A 24,182-nucleotide genomic window follows, 5' to 3' on the forward strand; every position below is an offset into this window, starting at 1 on the left:
GCTGCCGGAATCCCCATCATGACCGTCATCGCCGTCCTGCCGAATTCGGTGTCGATCGCCCCCGCGCAACGTCTGGCACTGGGCCGCCGCTTCGTCCTCGTCTCCTGGACGACGGACGGGAAGGCGGATGGCACGGTCGACCCCGTCGGCCCGATCACGCCGAGCGTCGACGGCGAGCCGGTGCGTCCGCCCTTCACCACGCTGACCGTCGAGACCGGCTGGGGCGGGCGGCGTGTTTTGTCGATCCTGCCGGCACCGCGCGACCCGTGGATGCCCATCCATTTCATCGCCAACAACCGTGTGATCGCCGAGCTTCGCACCGAATCCGGCGCCGTCGATCTGGACCCCACCGGACTGCTCGGCAGTTTGGACGGTGCGGCCCGGCTGCGGGTGTTGCGCTTCCTGTTCGATTTCGCTTGCTCCACTCCGGCGCTTCGCCGCGATGGCGCCTTCGCCGCCCTATGCCGGCGGCTGGTGCTGGACCGTGCGGCGGAGCCGCCCGATCTGGCGGTTCGCGCGACCGCGGGCGGCGGCCTGTTGCTGTGTGCCGGCGCGCTGTCCGGCCGCTTCGGCGCCATCACCGGTCTGGTGGTGCTGTCGCCGAACGCGGTGGCGCGCGCGCCCTTCGATGCCTGCATCGGTGCCGATCCGGCGGGGAAGGGGCGCATCGCCTTCGACCTGCTGATCGACCGCGGGCTGTGCGCGCCGGGCAACCTGCTGGTGGTGCTGGGCGCCAACGGCGTCGCCTGCCGCCGCTTCCCCGAGGAACCGGCCGGCCTGCCGACCCTGACGGACCGGCTGAACGCCCGTCCCGACACGCCTGCCTCCCTGCGCCATTATCTGTTGACCTGCCTCGCCCAGCGTGGCCGCAGCGATGCATCCGCCGCGTCGGCGGTCAGCGAGCTGCAGGCGCTGGCCCCGCTGCCGCGCCGGCAGGCCGCCGACGCCAAGCGTCCGATCGGCGCCTCGCTCGACCTCGCGGTTCCCACGGCCGACGGCGGGCTGTTCCTGGCCGGCTGGCTGCATGATCCGCATGGTCTGGCGGCGGAGCTGGTGGTGCGCACCCCCTTCGGCGGCGAACGCCGGGTGGAGCGCTTCGCCAACCGCTTCCCGCGCGAGGATGTCGCCAAGCTCTACGGCACCGCGGGCATCGACCGCAGCGGCTTCATCCTGCATCTGCCGGGCCTGCCCGAGCCGGCGGAGGCGCTTCAGGTGACGGCGGAGCTTCGGCTGGCGTCGGGCGGCGCCTTGCGGCTCGTCCCGCCGCCGCGTCCGCGCGCCCATGCCGACGCCCGCGCCGCCGTGCTGGGCAGCCTGCCGCCGCGCTTCGCCACGCCCGAGTTGCTGGAGACCGTCATTGGCCCGGCCGTTGCCCCGTTGCATGCCGCCCATCTCGCCACCCGCGGCGAGCCGGAGCTGGTCGTCTATGGCGAGCGCAAGGTGAAGCCCGCCGTGTCGGTCATCATCCCGCTCTACCGCGCGCTGGAGTTCCTACGTTTCCAGATCGCATGCTTCGCCACCGACCCGGCGATGGCCGACGCCGAACTGATCTTCGTGCTCGACAGCCCAGAACAGCGCGACGAGGTGGTGCATCTGCTGCGCGGCTTCCATGGCCTCTATGGCCTGCCGATGCTGCTGCTGGTGCAGAGCGCCAATTACGGATACTCCGCCGCCAACAATGCCGGCGTCGCGGTCGCCCGCGGGAACCGCCTGCTGTTCCTCAATTCCGACGTCGTGCCCGACCGCGCCGGCTGGCTGCCGCAGCTGGTCGCGGCGCTCGAGGAGCGTCCGGGCATCGGCGCCGTGGGTCCGAAGCTGCTGTTCGACGACGACAGCCTTCAGCATGCCGGGCTCTATTTCGACCGCGACCTGCAAGGCGCCTGGTACAACCACCATTACTTCAAGGGCCTGCCGCGCGACTTCGCCGCCGCCTGCCGTCCGCGTGCGGTGCCCGGCGTCACCGGCGCCTGCCTGCTGACCACGCGGGCCGCCTACACCACGGCCGGCGGCTTCTGCGAAGACTACATCATCGGCGACTTCGAGGATTCGGACCTCTGCTTGCGCATCCGCGCCCAGGGGCTCGACATCCGTTATGCCCCGGCGGTGGAGCTGTACCATCTGGAACGCCGCTCCATCGGCCGGCACCAGGGCTACACCCGCGGAGTCGCCTCCGAATACAACCGCTGGCTCCATGGCCGCCGCTGGGCCGACCGCATGGCCGAACTGATGGCGCGCGACTGGTACGCCGACGACGAGGTGCGGCCCGCCAAGACAGGCCGCGCCCGCAAGACAGCACAGGTGACCCGATGAACGCGATTCTGCCGACCCCGCAGCTTGCCGTGTTGCGCCGCCAGACCGACCCGCGGCTGGAATGGCTCTGCGCCCAGATCGCGCGCAACCGCTTCCTTCCGGTGCCGCCGCCCGAGCTGCATTTCATCGGCGACGGCGATTTCCGCGCCATCGGGGCGGAGTTTCTGCGCCATTTCGTCCGTCTCGGCGGTCTGCGTCCCGATCACAAGGTGCTGGAGATCGGCTGCGGTGTCGGCCGCATGGCGCTGCCGCTGACTCAGTATCTGGACTCGTCCTACGACGGCATCGACATCGTGCTGGACGGCATCCGCTGGTGCGCGTCGACCATCACGCCGGCCTACCCGGAGTTCCGCTTCCACCATCTCGACGTCGCCAACGGCCTGTACAACCCCGATGGCCGGATCGAGGGGGAGACGGCGACTCTGCCCTTCAAGGCAGCGGCTTACGACTTCGTCATCCTGACCTCGGTCATCACCCACCTGCGCACGGCCGACACCGAGCGCTATGCGGCCGAGATCGCGCGGGTGCTGAAGCCGGGCGGCCGCTGCTTCCTCAGCCTGTTTCTGGCCGACGCCACCGCCCGCGCCGGCATCGCCAAGGGCACCGCCCGCCCGCCCTTCCGTGATGCGCCGGGCGTGGAACTGCTGGCCGATCCGGAACATCCCAACGCTGCCGTCGCCTATGACGAGGAGTTCCTGCTCGGCCGCTTCGCCGCTCATGGCCTGCGTCCCGCCCGCGCCGTGATGCGCGGCCATTGGAGCGGCCAGCGCGAGGCGGAGAATTTCCAGGATCTGCTGGTTCTGGAGAGGGGGGCTGTGCCATGAGCCGCCGCCGTCTTCCATTGGTCCCGGCCAACCACACAGCCGCCCGTCCCGCGCCCCGCCAGCCGGCGCGTCCTCTGGTCGCCGCCCGGCCGCCGCGGGTGCTGCTGATCGCGCACAACCACCCGAGCCTGCATCCCGGCGGCACCGAGATCTTCGCGCACGAGCTGTTCGGCGGGCTGAAGGCGGCGGGGGCGGAGTGCCTGTTCCTGGCCTGCACCAACGATACCCACCGGGCACCGCGTCCCGGCACCGGCTTCCAGACGCTGGGCCGCAGCGCCGACGAGGTGCTGTTGTGGACCGGCCATTTCGACCATTTCCACCAGAGCCAGATCGACCTGCACGGGCTGGTTCCCGACCTGTCCAACCTGCTGCGCGCCTTCCGGCCCGACATCGTGCATGTGCATCACACGCTGCTGCTGGGCGTGGAGATGCTGTTCCTGATCCGCCGCGTCTGCCCGGATGCGAAGATCGTCTACACGCTGCACGACTATTACCCGATCTGCGCCAATGACGGGCAGATGGTCACCCCGCCGCGCGGCGAGGGTGGACGCGCACTCTGCACCAAGGCGTCGCCCGATGCCTGCCACCGCTGCTTCCCCGACCGGCCGGCCGACCAGTTCCTGCTGCGCGAGAAGCACATCAAGGCGATGTTCGGGTTGGTCGACCGATTCCTGGCGCCGAGCCGCTTCCTGCGCGACCGCTATGTCGCGTGGGGCCTCGACCCCGCCCGCATCGAGGTGATGGCGAACAGCCGGCCGTCCGTGGAGCCGGCTCCGGCGCGCGACCTCGCCCCCGGTGCGGCGCGCGACGCCTTCGCCTATTTCGGCAATTTGAACCCGTTCAAGGGCGTCACCGTGGCGCTCGACGCCGTTGCCCGCATGGCGCGCCAGGGCCTGTCCCCCTCGCTGGCCGTGCATGGCGGCAGCCTCTATCAGGCGCCGGAGTTCCGCCAGCGGGTGGCCGACGGCTTCGAGGCGACGAACGGCCTTGCCACCGCCCACGGCCCCTATCGTCCGCAGGAGATGCCGGCGCTGATGGCCGCCGCCGACTGGGTGGTGATGCCGTCGATCTGGTGGGAGAACGCGCCCCTGGTGATCCAGGAGGCCTTCCAGCACCGCAGACCGGTCATCGTCAGCGGCATCGGCGGCATGGCGGAGGCGGTGCGCGACGGCGTCGACGGCCTGCATGTCCGCCCCAACGACCCCGCCGACCTCGCCCGCGTCATGACCCGCGCCATGACCGAACCCGACCTGTGGGAGCGGCTTTCGGCCAACATCCCCGCCGTCCGCCCGACGGAGGAGGCCGCGTCGCTCCATCTCGCGCTCTACGGCGAACTTCTGTCGCCGGCATCCGCCGCTCTTATCCAGGGGAGTCGCACCCGATGAAGGACCGCAGCACCAAGGCCGACATCACCGCCGCCGTCCTGCTGGACGAGGATACGCTGATGCTGTTCGGCGCCATCGACCAGCCCCTGCCGGCCGACAGCGCAGTGATGCTGGACGGCATGATCGACGGCCGGTTCCGCGGCGGCTGCTGGACCGATGGGGCGGGGGAGCGCTGGTTCCTGGGCGCCATCCGCGTCACCGGCTTGGCACACATGCGCCCGTCCCGCATCGAGATCGAGGATGCCCGGGGCAAGCACCTGCTGCTCCCGCGCCTGTCCAACGTCCGCACCAACCCCGCCCATCTGGTCGCCGCCTTGCGCGAGGTGCAGCCGCAGTCGCTCGGCGTGGCGCTGGATGTCGCCGTGACCCTGCTGTCCGGCCCGGAGATGGGCGAGGGCGAGGCGGGGGAGGGCGACCGCCGCACCCGCCTGCTGTCCGGCTTGGCCCATGAGGCCTCCCGTCCCGACGGCTTCGCCGAGGTGATGGGCCGCTTCCGCGATGGCGCGCTGATGGTACAGGGCTGGTCGCACGGCTTCCCGGCCGGTGCCGCGCCGGTTCTGGTCGAGGCCGACGATCTGCGCGCCCACGCCAGCGCCGCTGCGCCATTCCACCGCCCGGACCTGCCCGACGATGCTTCCGGTCTGCTGACCGTTCTGGAAGGCCCGGTCGCCGCACCGGACACCATCCGCCGCATCCATTTCCGCGCCGCCAACGGCTGGCGCCATCTGGCGATCTTCGAGCATCGACAGCTTCTGGCTGACGGCGTCGCCTCCGCCCATGCCCGCGACATGCTGGGCCAGTTGCAGGGCGATGCCGCCCGCCGCGGTATCGCCGCCGCCATCGCCGCCCGCTACAACGGGGTGGAAACGGTATCGCAGATCCAGGCTCCGGTGCGCATGGGGCTGGACATGGCGGTGCGTGTTCCGGGCGCCGGGCTGTTCGTCTGCGGCTGGCTGCTCGATCCCACCCAGGCTGTCCGCGCGGTGACGGTCAAGGGCGGCGGCATGACGGCGCGGCTGGACACCGACTGGTCGCGGCTGGCCCGCAAGGACGTTTCGGACGCCTTCGCCCACGACCCGATGTTCGCCGGCCGTCTGCTGCCGGGCAACGACGCCCACGGCTTCACCGCCTTCGCCCGCGAACCGGCTGGCATCGTCGCCGACGCCGAGTTCCATCTGGAGCTGACGCTGGCCGACGGCATCGCCTTCCTGCCGCTGCCCTGCCAGCCGCCGACCGGCGATGCGCTGCGCCGCATGCTGGGGGCGGTCAACCCCGACAGCCCCGCCATCGACCGCGTCGTCGCCACCCATCTGGGACCGATGCTGCGCGCCGCGGCGTCTGGGCAGCCGGCCCCCTCCTCCGTCCTGCATCCGATGGGCCGCGCGTTGAAGAGCCCGCGCGTGTCGGTGATCTTGCCGGTCTGCGACGGGCGCGAGGATGTCGACCTGAACCTCGCCCGCATGGCCAACGATCCGGACTTCGCCGAGGCGGAGATCCTGGTGGTGGCCGGTGCCGGCACCCATGAAAGGCTGGCCGGGATGGTCCGGCAGGCGGCCGCCTTCTACCGTCTCTCGGTCGGCTTCGTCGCCGCATCCACCGCCGCCGACCCCCTCGAAGCGGTCGCGGCATCCCTGCCGCATGCTCGCGCCGACCGCGTCCTGCTGCTGTCGCCGTCGGTTCTGCCGACCGAGCGCGGCTGGCTGTCGGCGCTGGAGCGGGCGATCCGCAAGCCGAATGCCGTGGGCTCCGCCGCGCTGGCGCCGGTGATGGCCAGCCCGACGCTGCTGTACGAGGACCACTCCGTCCGCTTCGCCGGAATCGTCGCGGTCGAAGGAACGGGCGGCATGGTCACCTACGAACGCCGCTTCGCCGGCTACCCGCGAGATTGGCTGAAGGAGCAGGAGGCATCGGCGGTCGATGCCGCGTCCGCCGACTGCGCGCTGCTGCCGCGCGAGTTGCTGGTGCGCGCGATGGCCGACGGCGGCCGCTACCTCGGGTCGGAGCCAAAGGGTCTGGACCTGTGCCTGAGGGTGCGGGCGGCCGGCGGCTCCTGCCTGTGGCTGCCGAAGGTCCGGCTGGTGGCGGTCGACGAACAACCCCGCCACGCCCGCGACCCGAGGCTGGAGCGCATGAGCGCGCTGGTCGACGAATGGAGCTTCGCGGAGCGCTGGAAGGCGTCGATCGCGGCATAGTGCTTTGCCCCCTCCCTAACCCCCCCACCTTCGGTGGAAGAGGGAACTGCCGCCGCTTCGCGATGAAACCCCTTCGCCACGCATCCTACCCCCTCTCCCGCGGAGCGGGGGAGGGATGGGAGGGGGCAGCGGCAGGCAAGCGACACAACCACTTCTCCCCCCAGCCTCGGACAAACGGTCACACGATGAGCAAGACCAAGCGCGCGCTGATCATCAGCCATGGCCACCCCTCCTTTTCGCTGGGCGGGGGTGAGGTCGCCTCCTATAACCTGCACAACGGCCTGCACGACCTGCCGGGCTGGGAAAGCCATTATCTGGCCCGTGTGGCGCCGCCCATCGCCCAGCACCGCGGCTCCGCCCTGATGGCTCTGCGCCAGAAGGAGCGGGAGGTACTGTATTACGCCAACGACTACGACCATTTCCGCCTGTCCAACCGCAATCTGCCGGGGCTGGAGAAGGACTTCGTCCGCTATGTCCGCGACCTGCAGCCGGACGTGGTGAACTTCCACCATTTCCTCGGGCTGGGGATCGAGACGATTCAGGCGGTGCGTCAGGCGCTGCCGCGCGTGCCCATCGTGGTGACGCTGCACGAGTACCTGTCGATCTGCCACCACCATGGCCAGATGGTGAAGACCAGCCGCAACACGCTGTGCTACCGCGCCAGCCCGGCCGATTGCGCCGGCTGCTTCCCCCACATCGGCGAGGCGGAGTTCTTCAAGCGCGAACTGTTCCTGAAGACCTTCCTCGAACAGGCGGACTTCTACGTCAGCCCGTCGAACTTCCTGATCGACCGCTATGTCGACTGGGGTTTGCCGCGTGAGAAGTTCCGCATGATCGAGAACGGCCTGACCATCGAGGGCATCGCCCCGCCGCGTCCGGTCACCCGTGCCGGCAAGCGCAACCGCTTCGCCTTCTTCGGCCAGCTGACCGAGTTCAAGGGCGCTCATCTGCTGGTGGAGGCGGTTTCGCGCATCTCCGACAAGGCCTGGGGCGAGGACGGCGCGCTGATGATCTTCGGCGGCAACCTGGAACGCCAGCCGGAAGCCTATCAGAAGCGCTTCAACGACGCGGTGGAGAAGGCCGGCGACCGGGTGCGTTTCTACGGCAGCTACCGCTCGGCCGAACTGCCGGGCCTGATGAAGGACGTCGATTGGATGATCATCCCGTCTATCTGGTGGGAGAACTCCCCCGTCGTCATTCAGGAGGCCTTCCTGCACGGCCGCCCGATCATCGCCAGCAATATCGGCGGCATGGCGGAAAAGGTGACCCACGGTGTCGATGGTCTGCATTTCCGCAACGGCAGCGTCGAGGATCTGGTGGACCGTATGACCGAGGCGCTGACCACGCCCGACCTGTGGGACCGCCTGCGCCTGCGCATCCGCCACCCCATCGACCGCGCTGAATGCGCCCGTCAGCATGCGGAAGTGTTCGACGCGCTGATGGCGGCAGGAGGCGCCGCGCCCTCAATGCCTGAGCGGGCTGTGGCGCAGCGGTCGTGATAAAATAGTTCTGGAATCTTCTGTGATATTTTCGAATATGCAAAAGATTTCATTCCACATATCGCCGACCACATTGGTATTGTTGAATCGAAAATCACAGGGTTTCTATCGTAAGTCTTGTGTAACGATTCGAATTAGCCCGGCGGTGATCCGGGTGTTATCCGCCTCTATTGTCGCCCAACTTAGGGAGAGCCGCCGTGGCCAACATTCTCGTCATGATTCCGTCGGGCGAAGTCTACGATCACGACTGCGTGCGCTGGTACAGCTACCAAGACATTCAGCGCAGCATCGACCACTACCACAACATCGGTGACGCGTTCGTCTTCGACTCCTCGTTGAAGCTGCTGACCTACGACAAGCTGGATGTGCTGGAGATCCGCGAGTTCCGCCAGGAGGTGGTCGACCGGATCAACGCGGAATACGACTATGTCTTCCTGCGCGGCAGCAACTACATCCACGATTCGATGGATTGGCCGGCGGCGACCATCCAGGTGCTGACGAAGTTGCGCATTCCCGTCATCGCCTTCGGCGTCGGCGCCCAGGCGCCCGCCACCGGCAAGCTGACGCTGACCGAGGAAAGCAAGCGCATCTGGCGGATGATCGCCGACAAGTCGACGACGCTGGGCGTGCGCGGCACCTACACCGCCGAAGTGCTGTGGGATCTGGGCATCAAGAACACCCGCATCGTCGGCTGCCCGACTGCCTTCCGCAACCGCGATCCGGAGCTGCGCATCGACCTGCCGGCGCTCGACAGCGTGCGCAAGGTCGGCATCACCATGCGCCGCGAGGTGTCCAAGCACTATTCGCCGGACGTGCGGAAGTATCTGGAGCGCCACCGCGACTTCGTGAAGGACATCTCCCGCCGCTTCGATACCGTCCTGATGATGCAGGGCGAGGTGGAGGAAAAGAAGCTGCTGTGGGGCACCGAGGAGCAGAAGGCGGAAGCCTGGACGCACCTGCATGACAGCGCTTGGCTGAAGCAGTGGTATTTCGACGACGAGATGGACGCGCTGTACCGCGAGCGGCTGTGGTATTCGGACGTCGTCTCCGATTACGAAAATCTCGTGCGGTCGAAGGACCTCGTGCTCGGCTATCGTCTGCACGGCAACCTGATGGCTCTGTCGAACGCCACGCCGTCGGTCTACTTCAGCTATGACAGCCGCACGGCGGAGTTCGCGGAGACCTTCGCGATCCCCTGCTACAACGTCTATTCGGACAAGCCCTTCGTTCTAGAAGAGTATTGGGACCAGAGCCTGTTCGAGAAGTTCAACCGCACCTACTACCAGCGCTATCGCGACATGCGGGAGTTCCTCGACGAGAACTACGTCCCCCACCGCATGCCCAGCCACACCCTGCGCCGCGCCGCCGACCGTAAGGCGGCCTGAGCGCAAGCGCCCTCTCCAGCACAACAACCGGAAGCCGGTCCCATGTCCGCCACCGCCAAGATCGTCGAGCTTCGTGAGACCACCCCCGTGGCCGATCCAATCGACGCACCCCAAGCGGCGGCCATCGTCGGTCATATCGACGCCCTGCAGGGTGGTCGGGTGTTCGGCTGGGCCTGGGACGGCAACCATCCGGCCGACCGGCTGGAGGTGGAGTTGCGGCTGGAACGGGACGGCGGGCCGCCGGAAACGCTGGCGCGGGTGGCGGCCGACCGGCCGCGGCCCGATCTGGCCGGCGGCGGCATCGGCGACGGTGCCCATGCCTTCGAAGCGGAGGTGACCCTGCCGGAGGGGGCGGACCCCTCGCGGGTGGTGGCGGTGGTGCGGTCGCCCTCCACCGGCGAGACGGCGACCTTCGCCCAGCCGAACCCGGAGGACCAGCGGCTCGACCGCCTGCTGGCGCCGCATCTTCAGCGCATCGGAGAGCGGATCGACGCGCTCCGCCGCGACCAGCGCCAGCTTGCCGCCGCCCAGCAGACCATCGGCCGCCTGTTGCGCGACGCGAGCGAGGGGGTGACGGCCCTGCGCGCCGATACCTCCCGCCTGGAAACGGCGCAAGGTGAGCGCTCCGATGCCTTGGCCGATTCCCTGCGCGACCTGACGGAGCGGGTCGGCGGGTTGGAGGTGTTCCTGATGCGGATGGACCAGAGCCTGCGCGGCCTGGACAGCGCATCGGCGGAAAAGACGGGCGGAGGGGGATGGTCGCCGCTGCTGACCGTGCTGGGGTCGACGGCCGGTGCCTTCCTGGCGGTTCTGGTCGGCTGGCTGGTGCTGCACTGAACCGGAAGGTTCCGCTAGACTGAAGGGTAGGCAACCGCGGGGCACCCGGCGGTGTTGAACCTCCGCAGCCCCGCCGTCCCTCTCCCCGAGGGGGGCGCGGTGCCATCGAGCGGAGCCTGCCCATCATGTACGCCAATCATGCTTGACGGAGTTCCCGTCGCCGATCCGTCGCCCGACGCGCCGCCCCCCGTTCCGGCGTCGTCTCCCGCCACACTATCCGTGCAGAGCGAAGGCGAACTGGCCGTTCGGCTGGCGGCGCTCGCCCGCCGGCCCGGCGGTGTCCTGCTGCTCGCCCGCAGCGACGCGCGCGCCACCCGGCTGGCGCGGCTGGTGGGTGACCTGTTCCCCGACCTCGACACCGTTCTGCTGCCCATCGACGAGACGGCGGCCGGCGACCGTGCCGCGCCGTCGCGGGCGGTGCTGGGGCGCCGCGCTGCCGGGCTGATGCGGCTTGCCGACGGGGGGAAGCCCGCCGGACGGCTGGTGGTGGCCTCGGCCGATCTGGCCCTGCAACGGCTGCCGCCGCCGGACGCCTGGGCGGACGGACGCTTCCGCCTGACGCGGGGCATGGCGTATGACGAGACGGCGTGGCGCGGCTGGTTCGCCCGCACCGGCTATGTGCTGGACGACCGGGTGGACGAGCCCGGCGAGGTGGCGATCCGCGGCGCGGTGGTGGAGGTCTTCCCCGGCGACTGCGACCGCCCGATCCGCTGCGACATCGCCGATGGCATCCTGCGCGACCTGCGCCTGTATGATCCGGTTTCCCAAAGGTCGGTGAAGTCGATCGACGGACTCACGCTGGGGCCGGTCACCGACCTGATCGTCGGGCCGGAGATGCTCGACCGGCTGGCCGCCAGCCTCGCCGGACTTGGGTCCGCCTTGCCTGAGGGATTGCGGCGGCAGTTGGAGGAGGGCCGGCGTCCCTACGGCTTCGACCTGCAGCTTCCCAATGTCTTCGATGATTGCCCGCTGCTGCTGGACCTGTTGCCCGACGCGTTGGTCGTGCTGGATGCCGGCGCGCGCGACCGCATCGAGGCACGGGCCGACGATCTGGCGGAAGCCGGCCTGGACCGGCGCATCCGCCGTGACGATCCCTGCCTGCTGCCGGTTCCGGCATTGGAACGCCGGCTGATCGACGCCGACGCGCTGGAGGAGAAACTGGCCGCCCGCTCCGTGCTGCCGGTGGAGGTGAGGAGTGGCTCCCTTGTGGAGCCGGCGCGGACCGAGCGCACCCTGCTGCGGCGCGCTGCCGTTCTGACTGCGGAAGGCAGGGCCGTGCTGCTCGCCGCACGCTCCGCCACGGGTTCGGGCGAGGCTGACCGATTGGCGGAGCGGGCATCGTCGGAGTTGGGGCGCCCGGTGCCGCGTCTCGACCACTGGCCCGAACCGCCACTGGCGGCCGGCGGCTGTGCGGTGCTGCCGCTGCGGACCACCGATGGTTTCGTCTGCGACGGCATGACCGTTCTGGTGGCGCCGCGCCATGGCGAGGAGCGCAGCGGTGACGCGCCGTCCCGGCCGCCGCTGGCCCCGTCGGAACTGGCGACCGGCGATTTCGTCGTGCATCTCGACTATGGCATCGGTCGGCTGATCGGGCTGGAGACCATCGCCTCCACCGATGGCGACGGGGAGGATTCGGCTGCCGATTTCCTGGTCCTTGATTACGCCCATGACGACCGGCTGCTGGTGCCGACCGCCGATTTCGACCGGCTTTGGCGCCATGGCTCCGCCGATACCGGCGCCAGGCTCGACAGCCTGAAGAACGCCCACTGGCTGGAGCGCCGCGCCGTGCTGGAGGCGGAGATCGCCGAGACCGCCAAGGGTATCCTGCGCGAGGCCCGGCGCCGCGCCCGCGAAGTGGCGCCGGTCATCGACCCGCCGGCCGACCGCATGCGCCGCTTCGGCGCCCGCTTCGGCTTCGATCCCACCGAGGGGCAGCGGCGGGCCGTCCAGGCGGTGCTCGACGCCATGCGCCGGGGCCATCCGATGGACCATCTGGTCTGTGCCGACGTCGGCTACGGCAAGACGGAGGTCGCCCTGCGTGCCGCGGCAGCGGTGGCGTTTGCCGGACATCAGGTGGCGGTGATGGCCCCGACCTCCGTCCTCGCCCGTCAGCATCTGGACGTGTTCCGCCGCCGCTTCGCCGGCTTCGGCGTGACGGTGGAGCCGCTGACCGGCGCCATGACCAAGCCCGAGGCCGACCGGGTGCGCGCCGGGCTGGCCGACGGGTCGGTGGACATCGTCATCGGCACGCATGCGCTGCTGTCCAAGGATGTCCGGTTCGACCGCCTCGGCCTGATGGTGGTGGACGAGGAACAGCGCTTCGGCGCCGCCCAGAAGCAGGCGCTGAAGCGGCGGACCAAGGGCGTCCATAGCTTGGCACTGAGCGCCACGCCGATCCCGCGCACCCTGCAGGGCGCCTTGGCGGGCCTGCGCGGGCTCAGCATCATCGACACGCCGCCGGCCCGTCGCCGGCCGGTGCGCACCGCCGTCACCCCGCGCGATCCCGCCACCGCCCGCGCCGCCCTGCTCCGCGAACTGGGGCGCGGCGGTCAGGCCTTCTGCGTCGCCCCGCGCATCGCCGACCTCGGCGAACTGGAGGACTGGATCCGCGAACTGGTGCCGTCGGCCCGGATTGCGGTCGCACATGGCCGGCTGGGGGCGGTGGCGCTGGACGATGCGGTGATGGGCTTCGTCGATGGCGAGAGCGACATCCTGCTGGCGACGCCGATCATCGAATCCGGCATCGACATCCCGCGCGCAAACACGCTGCTGCTGTTCCGCCCCGACCTGTTCGGGCTGGGCCAACTGCACCAGCTGCGCGGCCGGGTCGGGCGGGGGGCGGTGCAGGGCTACGCCTATCTGCTGACCGACCCCGAGCACCCGCTGGAGGAACGGGCAGCCCGCCGTCTCGGCTCGCTGGAGGTGATCGAGAGCCTGGGCGGCGGCTTCGTGCTGAGCATGCTCGACCTCGACCAGCGCGGGGCAGGCGACCTGCTGGGCGAGGACCAGAGCGGTCATCTGCGCGCGGTGGGGACCGAACTCTACCAGCGCATCCTCGCCGACGCCTTGCGGGCACTGCGCCGCCAGCCCGACGACCGCTGGGACCCGGAGGTGACGGTCGCGGTGCCGCACTGCATTCCGTCCGCCTACATCCCGGAGGAGGAACTGCGCATCGGTCTCCACCGCCGCATCGCCCGCACCCGCGAGGCGGGCGAGATGGACGCCCTGCGCGAGGAGATGGAGGACCGCTTCGGCCCGCTGCCGGACCCGGTGGAACGGCTGCTGGCCATCGCCGATCTGAGGTGCCGCTGCCGGGCGCTGGGCATCGCGACGCTCGGTTGCGGCCCGGCGGGCGTCGCCGCCACCCTGCGGGGCGAGCGCGCAGCGGCAAAGGCCTTGACGTTGGCGAAGCGATCCAAGGGTTTTCTGCGTGCCCAGGACGACCGGCTGTCCGCAGCACTGGAAGCGCCGGACGCCGATGGCCGGCTTGCCAACGCGGCCCGCGTGCTCGACTGCATCGAGGCGATCGTCCGCAAGGCGCAGCGGCGAAAGCGGGGATAGGCCCCGTCAGCCGCAGGCGCGCCTGATCACCCGCGGCAGGATGGCGGTCAGTGCCAGGGCGTCGAAGCAATGGTCCAGATGCGCCGACCGCAGCCTCGCGCGGCGGTCGGCGTCGTCGGCCAGCGCGGACAGGAGGCGCACCGCCTCGTCCTCGCCGGTGAAGGTCAGCTCATCCTCATATGGGCCGAAAAGCAGGGCGGTGTCGGCGTGGCGCCAGCTCACCAGCAGACCGTTCCGTTTGACGATCTCCAGCGTCCTCGGGAAGATCGCCGTGTCGTAGGCGAGGCTGCCGAAATCCAGGCAGGCCGCCGCGGCGGGGTAGGCGTTGCGTGGGGCCGCCGACACAGGGCCGGCTTCGAGGCCGAACCGCTCCCAGCCATTGCCCCACAACGAGAAACCCTCGCCGAAGCCACGGCGCAGGGCGTTGGCGAAGCGGCGCCGGTTCTCTACCGCGAAGGCGATGGTGAAGGCCCGGTTGAACTCCAGGGTCCAGGCCGGATCCGCCGACCGGTCCGTCAGCCCGCATCCATCCATGGCCTGCAGACGGTGCAGCATCGGCCGTTCCATCATCGCCGTGGCCACCGCCTCCGCATCGCGTTGGATCGCCGGGGAAACCGGTTCGCGTCCGGATTCCAGATGCTCCGGCCAGCCCTGTCCCAGATAGAGGAAACGGTCGCTCACCGAAGCTTCGGCCCCGGCATCGGAGTGTCCCTTCATCGCGGCATAGGGGTGGCGCCGCAGTCCGGGCGTGTCCTGCGCCATCCACCGCTTGTACAGATCGACTGTCCCGTCCGCCGCCGGTGCGGTGTAGATCGAGCGATGCACCCCCAGCGGCTCGTGGAAGACCCGGCTCAACCCCAGGCGAACGGCCTGCTCCGCCGACCCCTGGCACATGCACCACATGGAGACGTCGTTGTCGGCCATCCAGCGGTCGGCGTCGTGGATTTGCTCCGCCGTGCCGGCGCCGATTTCCTCCAGCGGGTGCTTCAGGCAGATGTGGACGATGGCCGGCCCTTTGCCCAGTTGGCCACCGAACTGCGCGATGTAGGCGCGCAGCATTTCCACCGTCGGCCTGGGGATCTCGAACAGGTTCAGCACGAACAGGACGTCGATGCGGCGGTCGATCACATCCTGCGAGATGTCGGGCAGGGCCAGCACGGCCTCGTGCCCCAGATCGACCAGGGCCGCATGGATCGACCACAGAATTTCCGACGTGCCCTGTCCGCAGAGCAGGAAGCGCATGCGTTATCTCCGCGCCGCGAACAGGCCGGCGGCCTCGGCCATATAGGCGGAGAGCTGTGCATTGTCGGCACCCTCCCGCTCTACCGTGGCGATGCGGGCACGAGCCTGCTGCCGTGCTTCTTCCAGCAGCGCCGGATCGCCCGCCAGGGCGGCGGCGCGGGCGACGAAAGCCGCGTCATCGGTAACCAGGAAGGAGGGGCCGGCGACGCTGGCGACATCGCCGCCGTCGAAGGACAGCACCGGCACGCCGCCTGCCATCGCCTGCGCCGCCCCCGCTCCGCCGCCGGTGCGGCGCGGATTGACGAACAGGTCGCAGACCGACATCAGCGCCTCCATCCGGTCGACATGGCCGAGGCTGCGCAGCTGACCGGCATGCCCGTCCCTGGCCAGCCGTCCGGGCAAAGTCTCCACCCCGCCGGCGAACAGCACCAGCGCCTGCGGCACGGCATCGAGCATCCGCCCCAGCAGGTCCAGGAACGCGCCGTCGGCCTCGGCATCCAGGCGGTTGCCGACCACGACACAGACGAACGCGGAATCCGGCAGAGCGAATTCGGCGCGCGTCGCGGTGTCCCCGCTGCGGCGCAGCGACAGGCCGAAGCGAGACGGACGCCAGGACCGGGCGAGCCGCCCGTTTCCGGCCGGCGGCGCGTGGCCGCCGAAATCCAGCACGATGTCGGCAAGCGAGACGATCCGCCCGCTGGTTGTCGGGATGCACATCAGCGGACGTGCGCGCTCCATCAGGTCGGCGACGATCACCGAGCCGCCGAAGGCGATTAGCAGATCGGGGTCGAATGTCTCCACCGCCGACAGGAAACCGCCGAGCTTCTCCGCGGTGATGCCGGGTGCGGTCGACGACTGCATGCGGATCCGCTGGCCGCCGCAGCGGATCGTCTGCTCCCCCGACAGCCTCTCTTCCAGCGCGGCGGCGAAGGGCGGGACGAAGGGGCTGTAGTAGCGATCCGGCATCATGTTGGTGTTGAGCACCAGAACCGTCCGGCCAAGGTCGCGCTGAAGCCGCACCGCCAGCAGCAGCAGGTCGCGCGACGGCTGGTGTTCGGCCGACAGGAACTGGTTCGTCACGATGACAACCCGTCCGGTATCGTGCATCCCCGCCGGCCTTGCCGCCGGGGTCAGCCCCAGACGCAATGCGATCTGCCGCAGGAAGCGCTCATAGAAGGCGAACAGGTGTTCCGTGACGAAATCGGGCACGGAGGCCATGTCCATGCGCATCAGGAAAAGCTGTCGCTGCATGGACCAGTAGATCTGGTTGATCCCGTCCAGCGACGCCAGATCCAGCACGGCGTCCAACATGTCCAGGATGCGCAGGTACCGCCGCAGGTCGCCGGATACGGCGGCCAGCGCCGACTCCCGCAGGATCGGGTCCAGGTTGGCGGTGGCGGCGTCCAGCGCCTCCATCGCCCCGGCATCGCTGCCCAGCCCGGTCGCCCTCGCGGCTTCGCAGCATTCCGAGATCGTCTTCAAGGCCTCCCCGGTGCCGGCCGGACCCTGCAGCCGGGCGATCAGGTCGGTCAGCATGGCGGTCTGGCGGTCGGAGGCATGCATCGTTCGAACGGTCCCGGTTGGCACGACGACCGCCGGCGGCGCCTCGACAGGCGCGACTCGGTCAGCATCCGTTTCCACCCATAGGAGTGACGCCGCCGGGTGTCAATGCAATCAGCCCGCGTTCGCTGCCGGCGTACGGATTCGCCGCCATTGCTCTTCGTATCGGCGACGTTCGCGGGCTGCCGACGGATCGCTGCCGGCCGCGAAGGTCCAATAACCGATCTGGAAGGCGATGTAGCAGGGAATGCAGAAGGCCAGAAGCCGCCGGTCGAGCGGCACGACCGCTTCGACCATACGGCACAGCACCTCGGCCTGCGCGTCGGACAGATCGAACTCCACGATGCCGCCGGCCACGTCCCAGGCGATGTCCTGACAGCCGATCAGGTCATGGGCGGCGGCATGGTCCAGCGCATCGGTCTTCATCAGCCGTCCGTCCGGCAACCGCAGCCATTCCCAGCGGTGCAGGCGGTTGTCGGTGACGACCCGGCGGATGCCAGCTTCCAGTTCGGCCAGCCTGTCGGCCGTCCAGCAGTCCAGCATCGCTGCGGCGCCGTCGCCCAGCGCTTCGCCGATGTTGGTGCGCGCCATGGTCAACAATTCCGCCAGAGGGGCGCCCGATCCGGACGGAGCGGGGAAGCGTTCTGCGCGGAAGGCCAGATAGCCGGCGAGGCGCTCTACGGCGTCCGGCGTCACCTTCGTCAGCGGGCGTGCATTCTCCAGCCAGCGTTCCGCAAGAAAGCCGTGGCGCAAGGCCGACGGCTCCGCGGTGAAGCCGGCGGTATGGAGGGCGCGGGCACGCCCCAGCGCCTGTTCCCCCGCTTCGCCCAGCCCGGCGAACTTCAGCAGCCATGCCCCCCTGGCAGTACGCAGCAGGAATTTGCGCCGCTCCTGTTGCGGATTGGCCGGCAATCCGTTGGAGCCGCCGTACAGCCGCCGCCACTCGCCGCCCGACAGATCCTCCAACGGTATGACGGGCAGGCCAAGATGGTCCACGAACCATCGCTCCAACGAAGGGAACGGCCTTTCTGCCGATCGGAACAGATCGTCGAAGCCGGCCACCGGGCGCACCGCTTCGGCCCAGCGCCGGCGGTGGCGGTCGGAAGCTTGTGGGCCAAGTGCGCCACCATGGCCGGGCAGGAAGGCGATGCGCTCAGCCGCCACCCCCTGCGCCTCCAGCCAGTCGGCCACGGCACCAAAGGAGCTGCCCGACAGCCCCGGCCCTTCGTCGACGACGACATAGGCAGCCTCGGGATCGGCCAGCAAGGTGGCGCGCAATTTCTCCGATACCCGCAATTCCCGGCGGAAGGGATGGCCGACCGGCCGCAGGGTCACCGGCGTCGGCGCCTTCAGCGCAACCGCCGCCATCGCCGCCAGCCCGGTGCCGATGCTGCGCAGTCCGATCACCACCGGCGAACGGGCAAAACGAGTCGGCAGTTGTGCGGCCGCCTCCAGATAAGCTTCGGGGTAAAGGCAGTAGAAGGAATAGCCCTCCGCCCGCCGCATGTTTACGGAATCCGGCAGGCGCAGGCTGGACAGCTTGTCCAGCGCTCCGCAGGGGTCGGCATCCGGTGGATCGGCCATCCGCCAGGATGCGGCGACGCCGGCGGCAAGTTCCATCACCACCGCCATGGCTGCATCCTGCATGGGCGTGCGGTCATCCATGCCCGAGGCGTGGAATTCTCGATCGGCCAAACCCTGCGCCAGTTCGGCCGCTTCGATGAACAGCGTCACCAGGGCGCCGTGCCGCTCCGGACCGGGAGCGGCAGGGACCCTGTCGGTGAGGCGGCGCCTCAGCCTTGCGATCCGACGGCGCGGATCTTCGCAAAGCTCCTGGTCGCCATAGACCAGCATCGCCGCCGGCCACCGTTACCAGGTTGGGAAGAACAGCAGCAGCAGGGCCAGAACCGCAAGAATGCCCAGAATGCCCCACATGGCGGGGCGCCCCATGCCCCGCGAGGTGCCGGCCTTCGGGAGTTCAGTGCCCACTTTCCGGAAAGGGCCAGCCATGGTGTTTGCTCCTGACAGTGTCGATCTGTCGGTACTCAACAGGGCTCAGCCGGCAAAGTTGCCGGTTCCGATCATGATCCTCCGTCCGGCACAGGATCGGCCTCTCCGTGCCGAACGGAGTTCCCTCGTTCACTTTTCGCCGTAACGCCAACGGGTTGACGGCAGCGCGCGGTTTTCCCGCAGCCGGATGCAAAAAACCGCTTTCCAAGCACTGCATCGGCGTGCAAACTCTATTCATCAGATAGAAAAAGAGCGCTGCATACCACGAAAGTGAACAGTGAAAATCGGCAGCCACCGAAGGAGGCTTCTGCCATGTCGCTTCGTCGTCTGACTCTTCTCGCCGCCGGGCTGACGCTGGCTTGGTTGGGTGTCGCCGCCGCGGATTCCAAGGACTCGCTGCTGAACGTATCCTATGATCCAACTAGGGAATTCTATGTCGAGTTCAACAAGGCTTTTGCCAAGGCATGGCAGGCGGAGACCGGCCACGTCCTGACGGTGAAACAGGCACATGGCGGATCGGGCAAGCAGGCCCGTTCGGTCATCGATGGCCTGGATGCGGACGTCGTGACCCTGGCGCTCGGCTATGACATCGACGCCATCGCCGACGCCGGCCTGCTGGCGAAGGACTGGCAAGGCCGCCTGCCGAACAACAGTGCCCCCTACACCTCGACCATCGTGTTCCTGGTGAAGAAGGGGAATCCGAAGGGAATCAAGGACTGGAACGACCTCGTGAAGCCGGGCGTCCAGGTCATCACGCCCAACCCGAAGACCTCGGGCGGCGCGCGCTGGAACTATCTGGCCGCCTGGGCCTACGCCATGCAGGCCAACGGCAACGACGAGGCCAAGGCCAAGGAGTTCGTGTCGAGGCTGTTCAAGAACGTTCCGATGCTGGACAGCGGCGCACGCGGCTCCACCGTGACCTTCACCCAGCGCGGAATCGGCGATGTCCTCCTGGCATGGGAGAACGAGGCATACCTCTCGCTGAAGGAATTCGGCGCCGACAAGTTCGAAATCGTGACTCCCAGCCTGTCGATCCTGGCCGAACCGCCGGTCGCCGTCGTGGACAAGGTCGTCGACCGCAAGGGAACCCGCAAGGTGGCGGAGGCTTACCTGCAGTTCCTCTACACCCGCGAAGGGCAGGAGATCGCGGCCAGAAACTTCTACCGCCCGCGGTCGCCGGAACTGGCCGCCCAGTATGCGGGACGCTTCGCCGATGTTAAGCTGGTCACCATCGACCAGTTTGGGGGCTGGCGTGCTGCGCAGGAGAAGCATTTCTCGGATGGCGGCGTCTTCGACCAGATCTTCCAGATGGGGCGCTGACCCATGGTCGCCGCCGGCAGCGGTGCCGTCGCCGCCGGACGGGAGAGCGCGGTGACGGTCCGCGCTTCCCTGCCACTCTTTCGCAAGCCCAGCGTCCTTCCCGGTTTCGGACTGACGCTCGGCTTCACGCTCAGCTACCTCGGATTCATCGTATTGCTGCCGCTGGCGGCCCTGATCCTCAAATCCAGCGGCCTCGGTTGGAGCGGTTTCTGGGCGGCGGTGACCACGCCGCGCGTGCTGGCCGCCTTCCAGGTCAGTTTCGGGCTGTCCCTCGCCGCCGCACTGACCAATGCAATCTTTGGATTCCTCGTCGCCTGGGTGTTGGTCCGCTACGATTTTCCCGGCAAGCGGCTGGTGGATGCGCTGGTCGATCTGCCTTTCGCCCTGCCGACGGCAGTCGCGGGCATCGCGCTCAGCGCGCTCTACGCCCCGAATGGCTGGATCGGCAGGCCGCTGGACGAGCTGTTCGGCCTGAAGGTGGCCTTCACCCCGCTTGGTATCGCCATCGCCCTGACCTTCATCGGGCTTCCCTTCGTTGTCCGCACCGTGCAGCCGATCCTCCAGGATCTGCCGCCGGAGGAGGAGGAGGCCGCGGCCTCGCTGGGCGCGTCGCGCCTGCAGGCCTTCAGCGGCATCATCCTCCCGGCCATTCTGCCGGCGCTGGTGACCGGCTTCGCGCTGTCCTTCGCCCGCGGTGTCGGCGAATACGGGTCCGTCATCTTCATCGCCGGCAACATGCCGGGCCTGACGGAAATCCTGCCGCTGCTGATCGTCATCAAGTTGGAGCAGTACGATTATGCCGGCGCCGCCGCGGTCGGCACCGCGATGCTGGGGGTGTCTTTCGTCATGCTCCTGATCCTCAATCTCCTCCAGCAGTGGATGAGGTCGCGCCATGCCCGCTGATACGGTCACCGGCACCAGCGTTCCCATGCCGCCCGTGCGCTCGGCACTGAGCGAGCCGGGTTGGGTCCGCATCCTTCTCATCGGCGGTGCCTTGCTGTTCCTGGCGCTGTTCCTGCTGCTGCCCCTGGTGGCGGTGTTTGCGGAGGCGCTGCACCGAGGCTTCGACGCCTATTGGACGGCGCTGACCGAACCGGACGCTGTGGCCGCCATCGAGTTGACGCTGATCGTCGCCGCCATCTCGGTGCCGGCCAATCTGCTGTTCGGCGTCGCCGCCTCCTGGTGTGTCGCCAAGTTCGACTTCCGCGGCAAGAACCTGCTGATCACGCTGATCGACCTGCCTTTTTCGGTGTCGCCGGTGATCTCGGGTCTGATCTATGTCCTGCTGTTCGGCCTGAACGGACTGTTCGGCACCTATCTGCGCGACATGGGCATCCAGATCATCTTCGCCGTGCCGGGATTGGTGCTAGCCACAATCTTCGTCACCTTTCCCTTCGTGGCGCGCGAACTGATCCCGCTGATGCAGGAACAGGGCTCCGACGAGGAGGAGGCAGCGCTGGTGCTGGGCGCGTCCGGCTGGCAGACCTTCTGGCGGGTGACCATTCCCAACATCAAGTGGGGCCTGCTCTACGGCGTGCTGCTCTGCAACGCCCGCGCGATGGGCGAGTTCGGCGCGGTGTCGGTCGTCTCCGGCCATATCCGGGGCGAGACCAACACGATGCCGCTGCATGTCGAGATTCTCTATAACGAATACAACTTCGTCGCCGCCTTCGCGGTCGCCTCGCTCCTGGCCATGCTGGCGCTGGTCACGCTGGTCGTGAAGACCGCGCTGGAGTGGCGCTTCGGGGACGAGCTGGCGGCGACCCGGCATTGATCGCCGGCAGGCAGAGGAAACGCAATCCATGGCGATCCAGGTTTCAGGCATCACCAAGCGCTTCAACGATTTCACCGCGCTCGACTCGGTCGATCTGGAGGTGAGGTCGGGGGAGCTTCTGGCCCTGCTCGGCCCCTCCGGTTCGGGCAAGACCACGCTGCTGCGCATCATGGCCGGGCTTGAAAGCCCCGACGCCGGCGGCCTGCTGCTGAATGGGGAGGAGGCGCTGGGGTTGAAGCCGCGCGACCGGCAGGTCGGCTTCGTCTTTCAGCATTACGCCCTGTTCCGCCACATGTCGGTGTTCGAGAATGTCGCCTTCGGCCTGAAAGTTCGGCCGCGCGGCCAGCGCCCCAGCTCGGCCGAGATCCGGCGGCGGGTGGCCGAACTGCTGGAACTGGTGCAGTTGTCGCCCTTCGCCGGCCGCTATCCGGCGCAGCTGTCGGGCGGCCAGCGCCAGCGCGTCGCGCTCGCCCGTGCGCTCGCCATCGAGCCGAAGGTGCTGCTGCTCGACGAACCGTTCGGCGCGCTTGACGCCAAGGTCCGCAAGGAGCTGCGGCGCTGGCTGCGCAAGCTGCACGACGACATCCACATCACCTCCGTCTTCGTCACCCACGACCAGGAGGAGGCGCTGGAACTGGCCGACCGAGTGGTGGTGATGAACCAGGGCCGGATCGAGCAGATCGGAACCCCGGCGGAGGTCTACGATCACCCGGCCTCCGCCTTCGTCTATGAGTTCCTCGGGCAGGTGAACCGGCTCGACTGCACGGTGGAAGGCGGCATCGCACACGTCGGCGGCGGTGCGCTCGCCATTGCGACCGACGGCGGGGTGCAGGGGCCGGCGGTGGCCTATGTCCGTCCGCACGATCTCGGCGTCACACCGGCCGCGGGCGGTCCGGCGCGCATCTCTGGCATCCATGTCGTCGGCCCGGACGCCCGCATCGACATCGACCTCGCCGGTCTGGCGCTGGAAGCCGAGATGGACCGCGAGCGCCTCGCCACGCTCGGCATCGTCGCCGGCGACCGCTGCTCCGTCCACATCGACCGGGCGCGGGTGTTCGCACGGTAAGGGCTTTATTCGGCGGTCTTCTGCTCGGCCAGGGCACGGTAATTGCCGTCCCGATAGGATTTCAGGCTGAGGTCGATGGCGGCGGAATCGATACCGGCGCTCCGCAGGACGAGGCCGGCCAGTTGCAGGCTGGCCTCCATGGTTTCCGGCACGATGGCACTGGCGCCGGCTCCTGCCAGGGTGGCGCTCTGCCCCAGATCATGGGCGCGGGCGATGATCGGCAGCTTCGGTGCCGTTGCGTGGATCGCCTCCACCGCGCGATGGGCGGCATCCGGCCGGTTCAGGGTGATGACGGCGGCCCGCGCCCGCTCGATTCCGGCGGCACGCAGCACGGTTCCCTGGCTGGCGTCGCCGTAATAGACCGGCAGCCCGTCATGGCGGGCGGCGGCGATCCGTTGCGGCTCCAGGTCCAGCGCGACATAGGCGATGTTGTGCTCGGTCAGCAGCCTGGCGACCGCCTTGCCGACACGACCATAGCCGCAGATCAGCACATGGCTTTTCAGATCGCTGGTCTCGATTCCGAAGGCCTCGGCCCCCATCCGCGCCTCGATCATCTGGGCAAGGCGCTGGGCGACCGCGCCGATGGCCGGCGTCACCGCCATGCTGAGCGCAACCGAGGAAGACAGCAACAAGCCGGTATGACCGTCCAGAACCGACAGGCCGACCGCCTTGCCGATCAGCACGAAGGCGAACTCTCCGCCCTGCGACAGCAGCAGCCCGATCCTGAGCGAGGTCGCCAGCCCCAGCCCCGACAGCCGGCAGAGCAGGAACAGCAGCAGGCTCTTGCCGACCAGCAGGGCGGCGGTCAGTGCCGCGATGGTCTCCGCCTCCGCCACCATGGCAGGCAGGTCCAGCGACATGCCAACCGTCATGAAGAACAGCCCGAGCAGCAGCCCGCGGAATGGCTCGATATCCGCCTCCACCTGATGGCGGTAGGCGGTGTCGGCCAGCAGCATGCCGGCCAGAAAGGCGCCCAGCGCCATCGACATGCCTGCTTCCGCCGTCAGCCAGCCGACCGCCAGGACCACGAACAGGTTGGTGGCGGTGAACAGCTCCGGATTGCCGGCCGACGCGATGAAGCGGTACGCCGGACGCACGACGAAGCGACCCAACAGCATGATGACCAGGATTGCCGCGACCGCTTTCGCCGCAGCGAGCGCCAATGCCAGCGGAATGCTCGCATCCGGATCGGCCAGCAGCGGCAGCAGGGTCAGCAA

Annotated in this window: 16 protein-coding genes (1 of these 16 cut by a window edge); 12 read left to right on the forward strand and 4 right to left on the reverse strand. The window is 68.8% G+C overall.

All coding sequences use genetic code 11. The features are described from left to right. Nucleotides 1-18 precede the first annotated feature (18 nt). The 8 genes from B9N97_RS03565 to B9N97_RS03600 all read left to right on the forward strand — a co-directional run bounded on the left by B9N97_RS03565 (nt 19) and on the right by B9N97_RS03600 (nt 13,993). Nucleotides 19-2,310 (forward strand): glycosyltransferase, encoded by a 2,292-nt coding sequence (locus tag B9N97_RS03565; RefSeq protein WP_085084636.1) that lies wholly within the window; start codon nt 19-21, stop codon nt 2,308-2,310. After that, the gene (locus B9N97_RS03570; protein WP_085083465.1) at nt 2,307-3,134 is read left to right on the forward strand and encodes a class I SAM-dependent methyltransferase; all 828 of its coding nucleotides are present in this window, start codon (nt 2,307-2,309) and stop codon (nt 3,132-3,134) included. The genes B9N97_RS03565 and B9N97_RS03570 overlap by 4 nt, the downstream gene beginning before the upstream one ends. Continuing rightward, nucleotides 3,131-4,519, forward strand: a complete 1,389-nt coding sequence (locus tag B9N97_RS03575) for a glycosyltransferase family 4 protein (RefSeq protein WP_085083467.1) — start codon at nt 3,131-3,133, stop codon at nt 4,517-4,519. The genes B9N97_RS03570 and B9N97_RS03575 overlap by 4 nt, the downstream gene beginning before the upstream one ends. Then, nucleotides 4,516-6,711, forward strand: coding sequence for a hypothetical protein (locus B9N97_RS03580; protein ID WP_085083468.1), 2,196 nt, complete (start codon nt 4,516-4,518; stop codon nt 6,709-6,711). The genes B9N97_RS03575 and B9N97_RS03580 overlap by 4 nt, the downstream gene beginning before the upstream one ends. 185 nt (nt 6,712-6,896) lie before the next feature. Then, nucleotides 6,897-8,210, forward strand: a complete 1,314-nt coding sequence (locus tag B9N97_RS03585; RefSeq protein WP_085083469.1) for a glycosyltransferase family 4 protein — start codon at nt 6,897-6,899, stop codon at nt 8,208-8,210. A 197-nt stretch (nt 8,211-8,407) separates the two neighbouring features. Then, nucleotides 8,408-9,595, forward strand: coding sequence for a polysaccharide pyruvyl transferase family protein (locus B9N97_RS03590; RefSeq protein WP_085083471.1), 1,188 nt, complete (start codon nt 8,408-8,410; stop codon nt 9,593-9,595). Between the two features lie 42 nt (nt 9,596-9,637). Beyond that, the gene (locus B9N97_RS03595; protein ID WP_085083473.1) at nt 9,638-10,432 is read left to right on the forward strand and encodes a hypothetical protein; all 795 of its coding nucleotides are present in this window, start codon (nt 9,638-9,640) and stop codon (nt 10,430-10,432) included. Between the two features lie 138 nt (nt 10,433-10,570). Continuing rightward, nucleotides 10,571-13,993 (forward strand): DEAD/DEAH box helicase, encoded by a 3,423-nt coding sequence (locus tag B9N97_RS03600; RefSeq protein WP_085083475.1) that lies wholly within the window; start codon nt 10,571-10,573, stop codon nt 13,991-13,993. 6 nt (nt 13,994-13,999) lie between these two features. Here B9N97_RS03600 and B9N97_RS03605 read toward each other — a convergent pair whose 3' ends face one another. The 3 genes from B9N97_RS03605 to B9N97_RS03615 form a co-directional block, all read right to left on the reverse strand. Then, nucleotides 14,000-15,235: a glycosyltransferase family protein gene (locus tag B9N97_RS03605; protein WP_085083477.1), complete on the reverse strand. Its 1,236-nt coding sequence runs from the start codon at nt 15,233-15,235 to the stop codon at nt 14,000-14,002. Between the two features lie 3 nt (nt 15,236-15,238). After that, nucleotides 15,239-16,798: a glycosyltransferase gene (locus B9N97_RS03610; protein ID WP_085083479.1), complete on the reverse strand. Its 1,560-nt coding sequence runs from the start codon at nt 16,796-16,798 to the stop codon at nt 15,239-15,241. Between the two features lie 111 nt (nt 16,799-16,909). After that, nucleotides 16,910-18,529 (reverse strand): hypothetical protein, encoded by a 1,620-nt coding sequence (locus B9N97_RS03615; RefSeq protein WP_244560537.1) that lies wholly within the window; start codon nt 18,527-18,529, stop codon nt 16,910-16,912. Between the two features lie 588 nt (nt 18,530-19,117). Between B9N97_RS03615 and B9N97_RS03620 the strand changes: the two genes are divergently transcribed. From B9N97_RS03620 to B9N97_RS03635, 4 genes are read left to right on the forward strand one after another with little or no spacing between them, the layout of a single operon-like run. After that, on the forward strand, nt 19,118-20,125 hold the full coding sequence (locus B9N97_RS03620; protein ID WP_085083483.1) for a sulfate ABC transporter substrate-binding protein: 1,008 nt from the start codon (nt 19,118-19,120) through the stop codon (nt 20,123-20,125). Nucleotides 20,126-20,128: 3 nt separating this feature from the next. Continuing rightward, complete coding sequence (gene cysT / locus B9N97_RS03625; RefSeq protein ID WP_143266347.1) at nt 20,129-21,028, forward strand: sulfate ABC transporter permease subunit CysT; 900 nt, start codon at nt 20,129-20,131, stop codon at nt 21,026-21,028. Then, nucleotides 21,018-21,899: a sulfate ABC transporter permease subunit CysW gene (gene cysW / locus B9N97_RS03630; RefSeq protein WP_085083485.1), complete on the forward strand. Its 882-nt coding sequence runs from the start codon at nt 21,018-21,020 to the stop codon at nt 21,897-21,899. Before cysT ends, cysW begins: the two co-directional genes overlap by 11 nt. 28 nt (nt 21,900-21,927) lie before the next feature. Beyond that, nucleotides 21,928-22,965 carry a sulfate/molybdate ABC transporter ATP-binding protein gene (locus B9N97_RS03635; protein ID WP_085083487.1) on the forward strand — a complete coding sequence of 346 codons (1,038 nt, stop codon included), beginning with the start codon at nt 21,928-21,930 and terminating at the stop codon, nt 22,963-22,965. Nucleotides 22,966-22,970: 5 nt separating this feature from the next. Here the strand turns inward: B9N97_RS03635 and B9N97_RS03640 are convergent, their stop codons facing one another. Then, nucleotides 22,971-24,182 carry the 3' portion of a monovalent cation:proton antiporter-2 (CPA2) family protein gene (locus B9N97_RS03640; RefSeq protein WP_085083489.1) on the reverse strand. The gene runs 486 nt beyond the window's last position, so 1,212 of the gene's 1,698 nt are visible here — the last part of the coding sequence; the start codon falls outside the window, past its right edge; its stop codon occupies nt 22,971-22,973.

The organism is Azospirillum oryzae (genome assembly GCF_900177515.1).
In the GTDB taxonomy this organism is placed as follows: domain Bacteria; phylum Pseudomonadota; class Alphaproteobacteria; order Azospirillales; family Azospirillaceae; genus Azospirillum; species Azospirillum oryzae_A.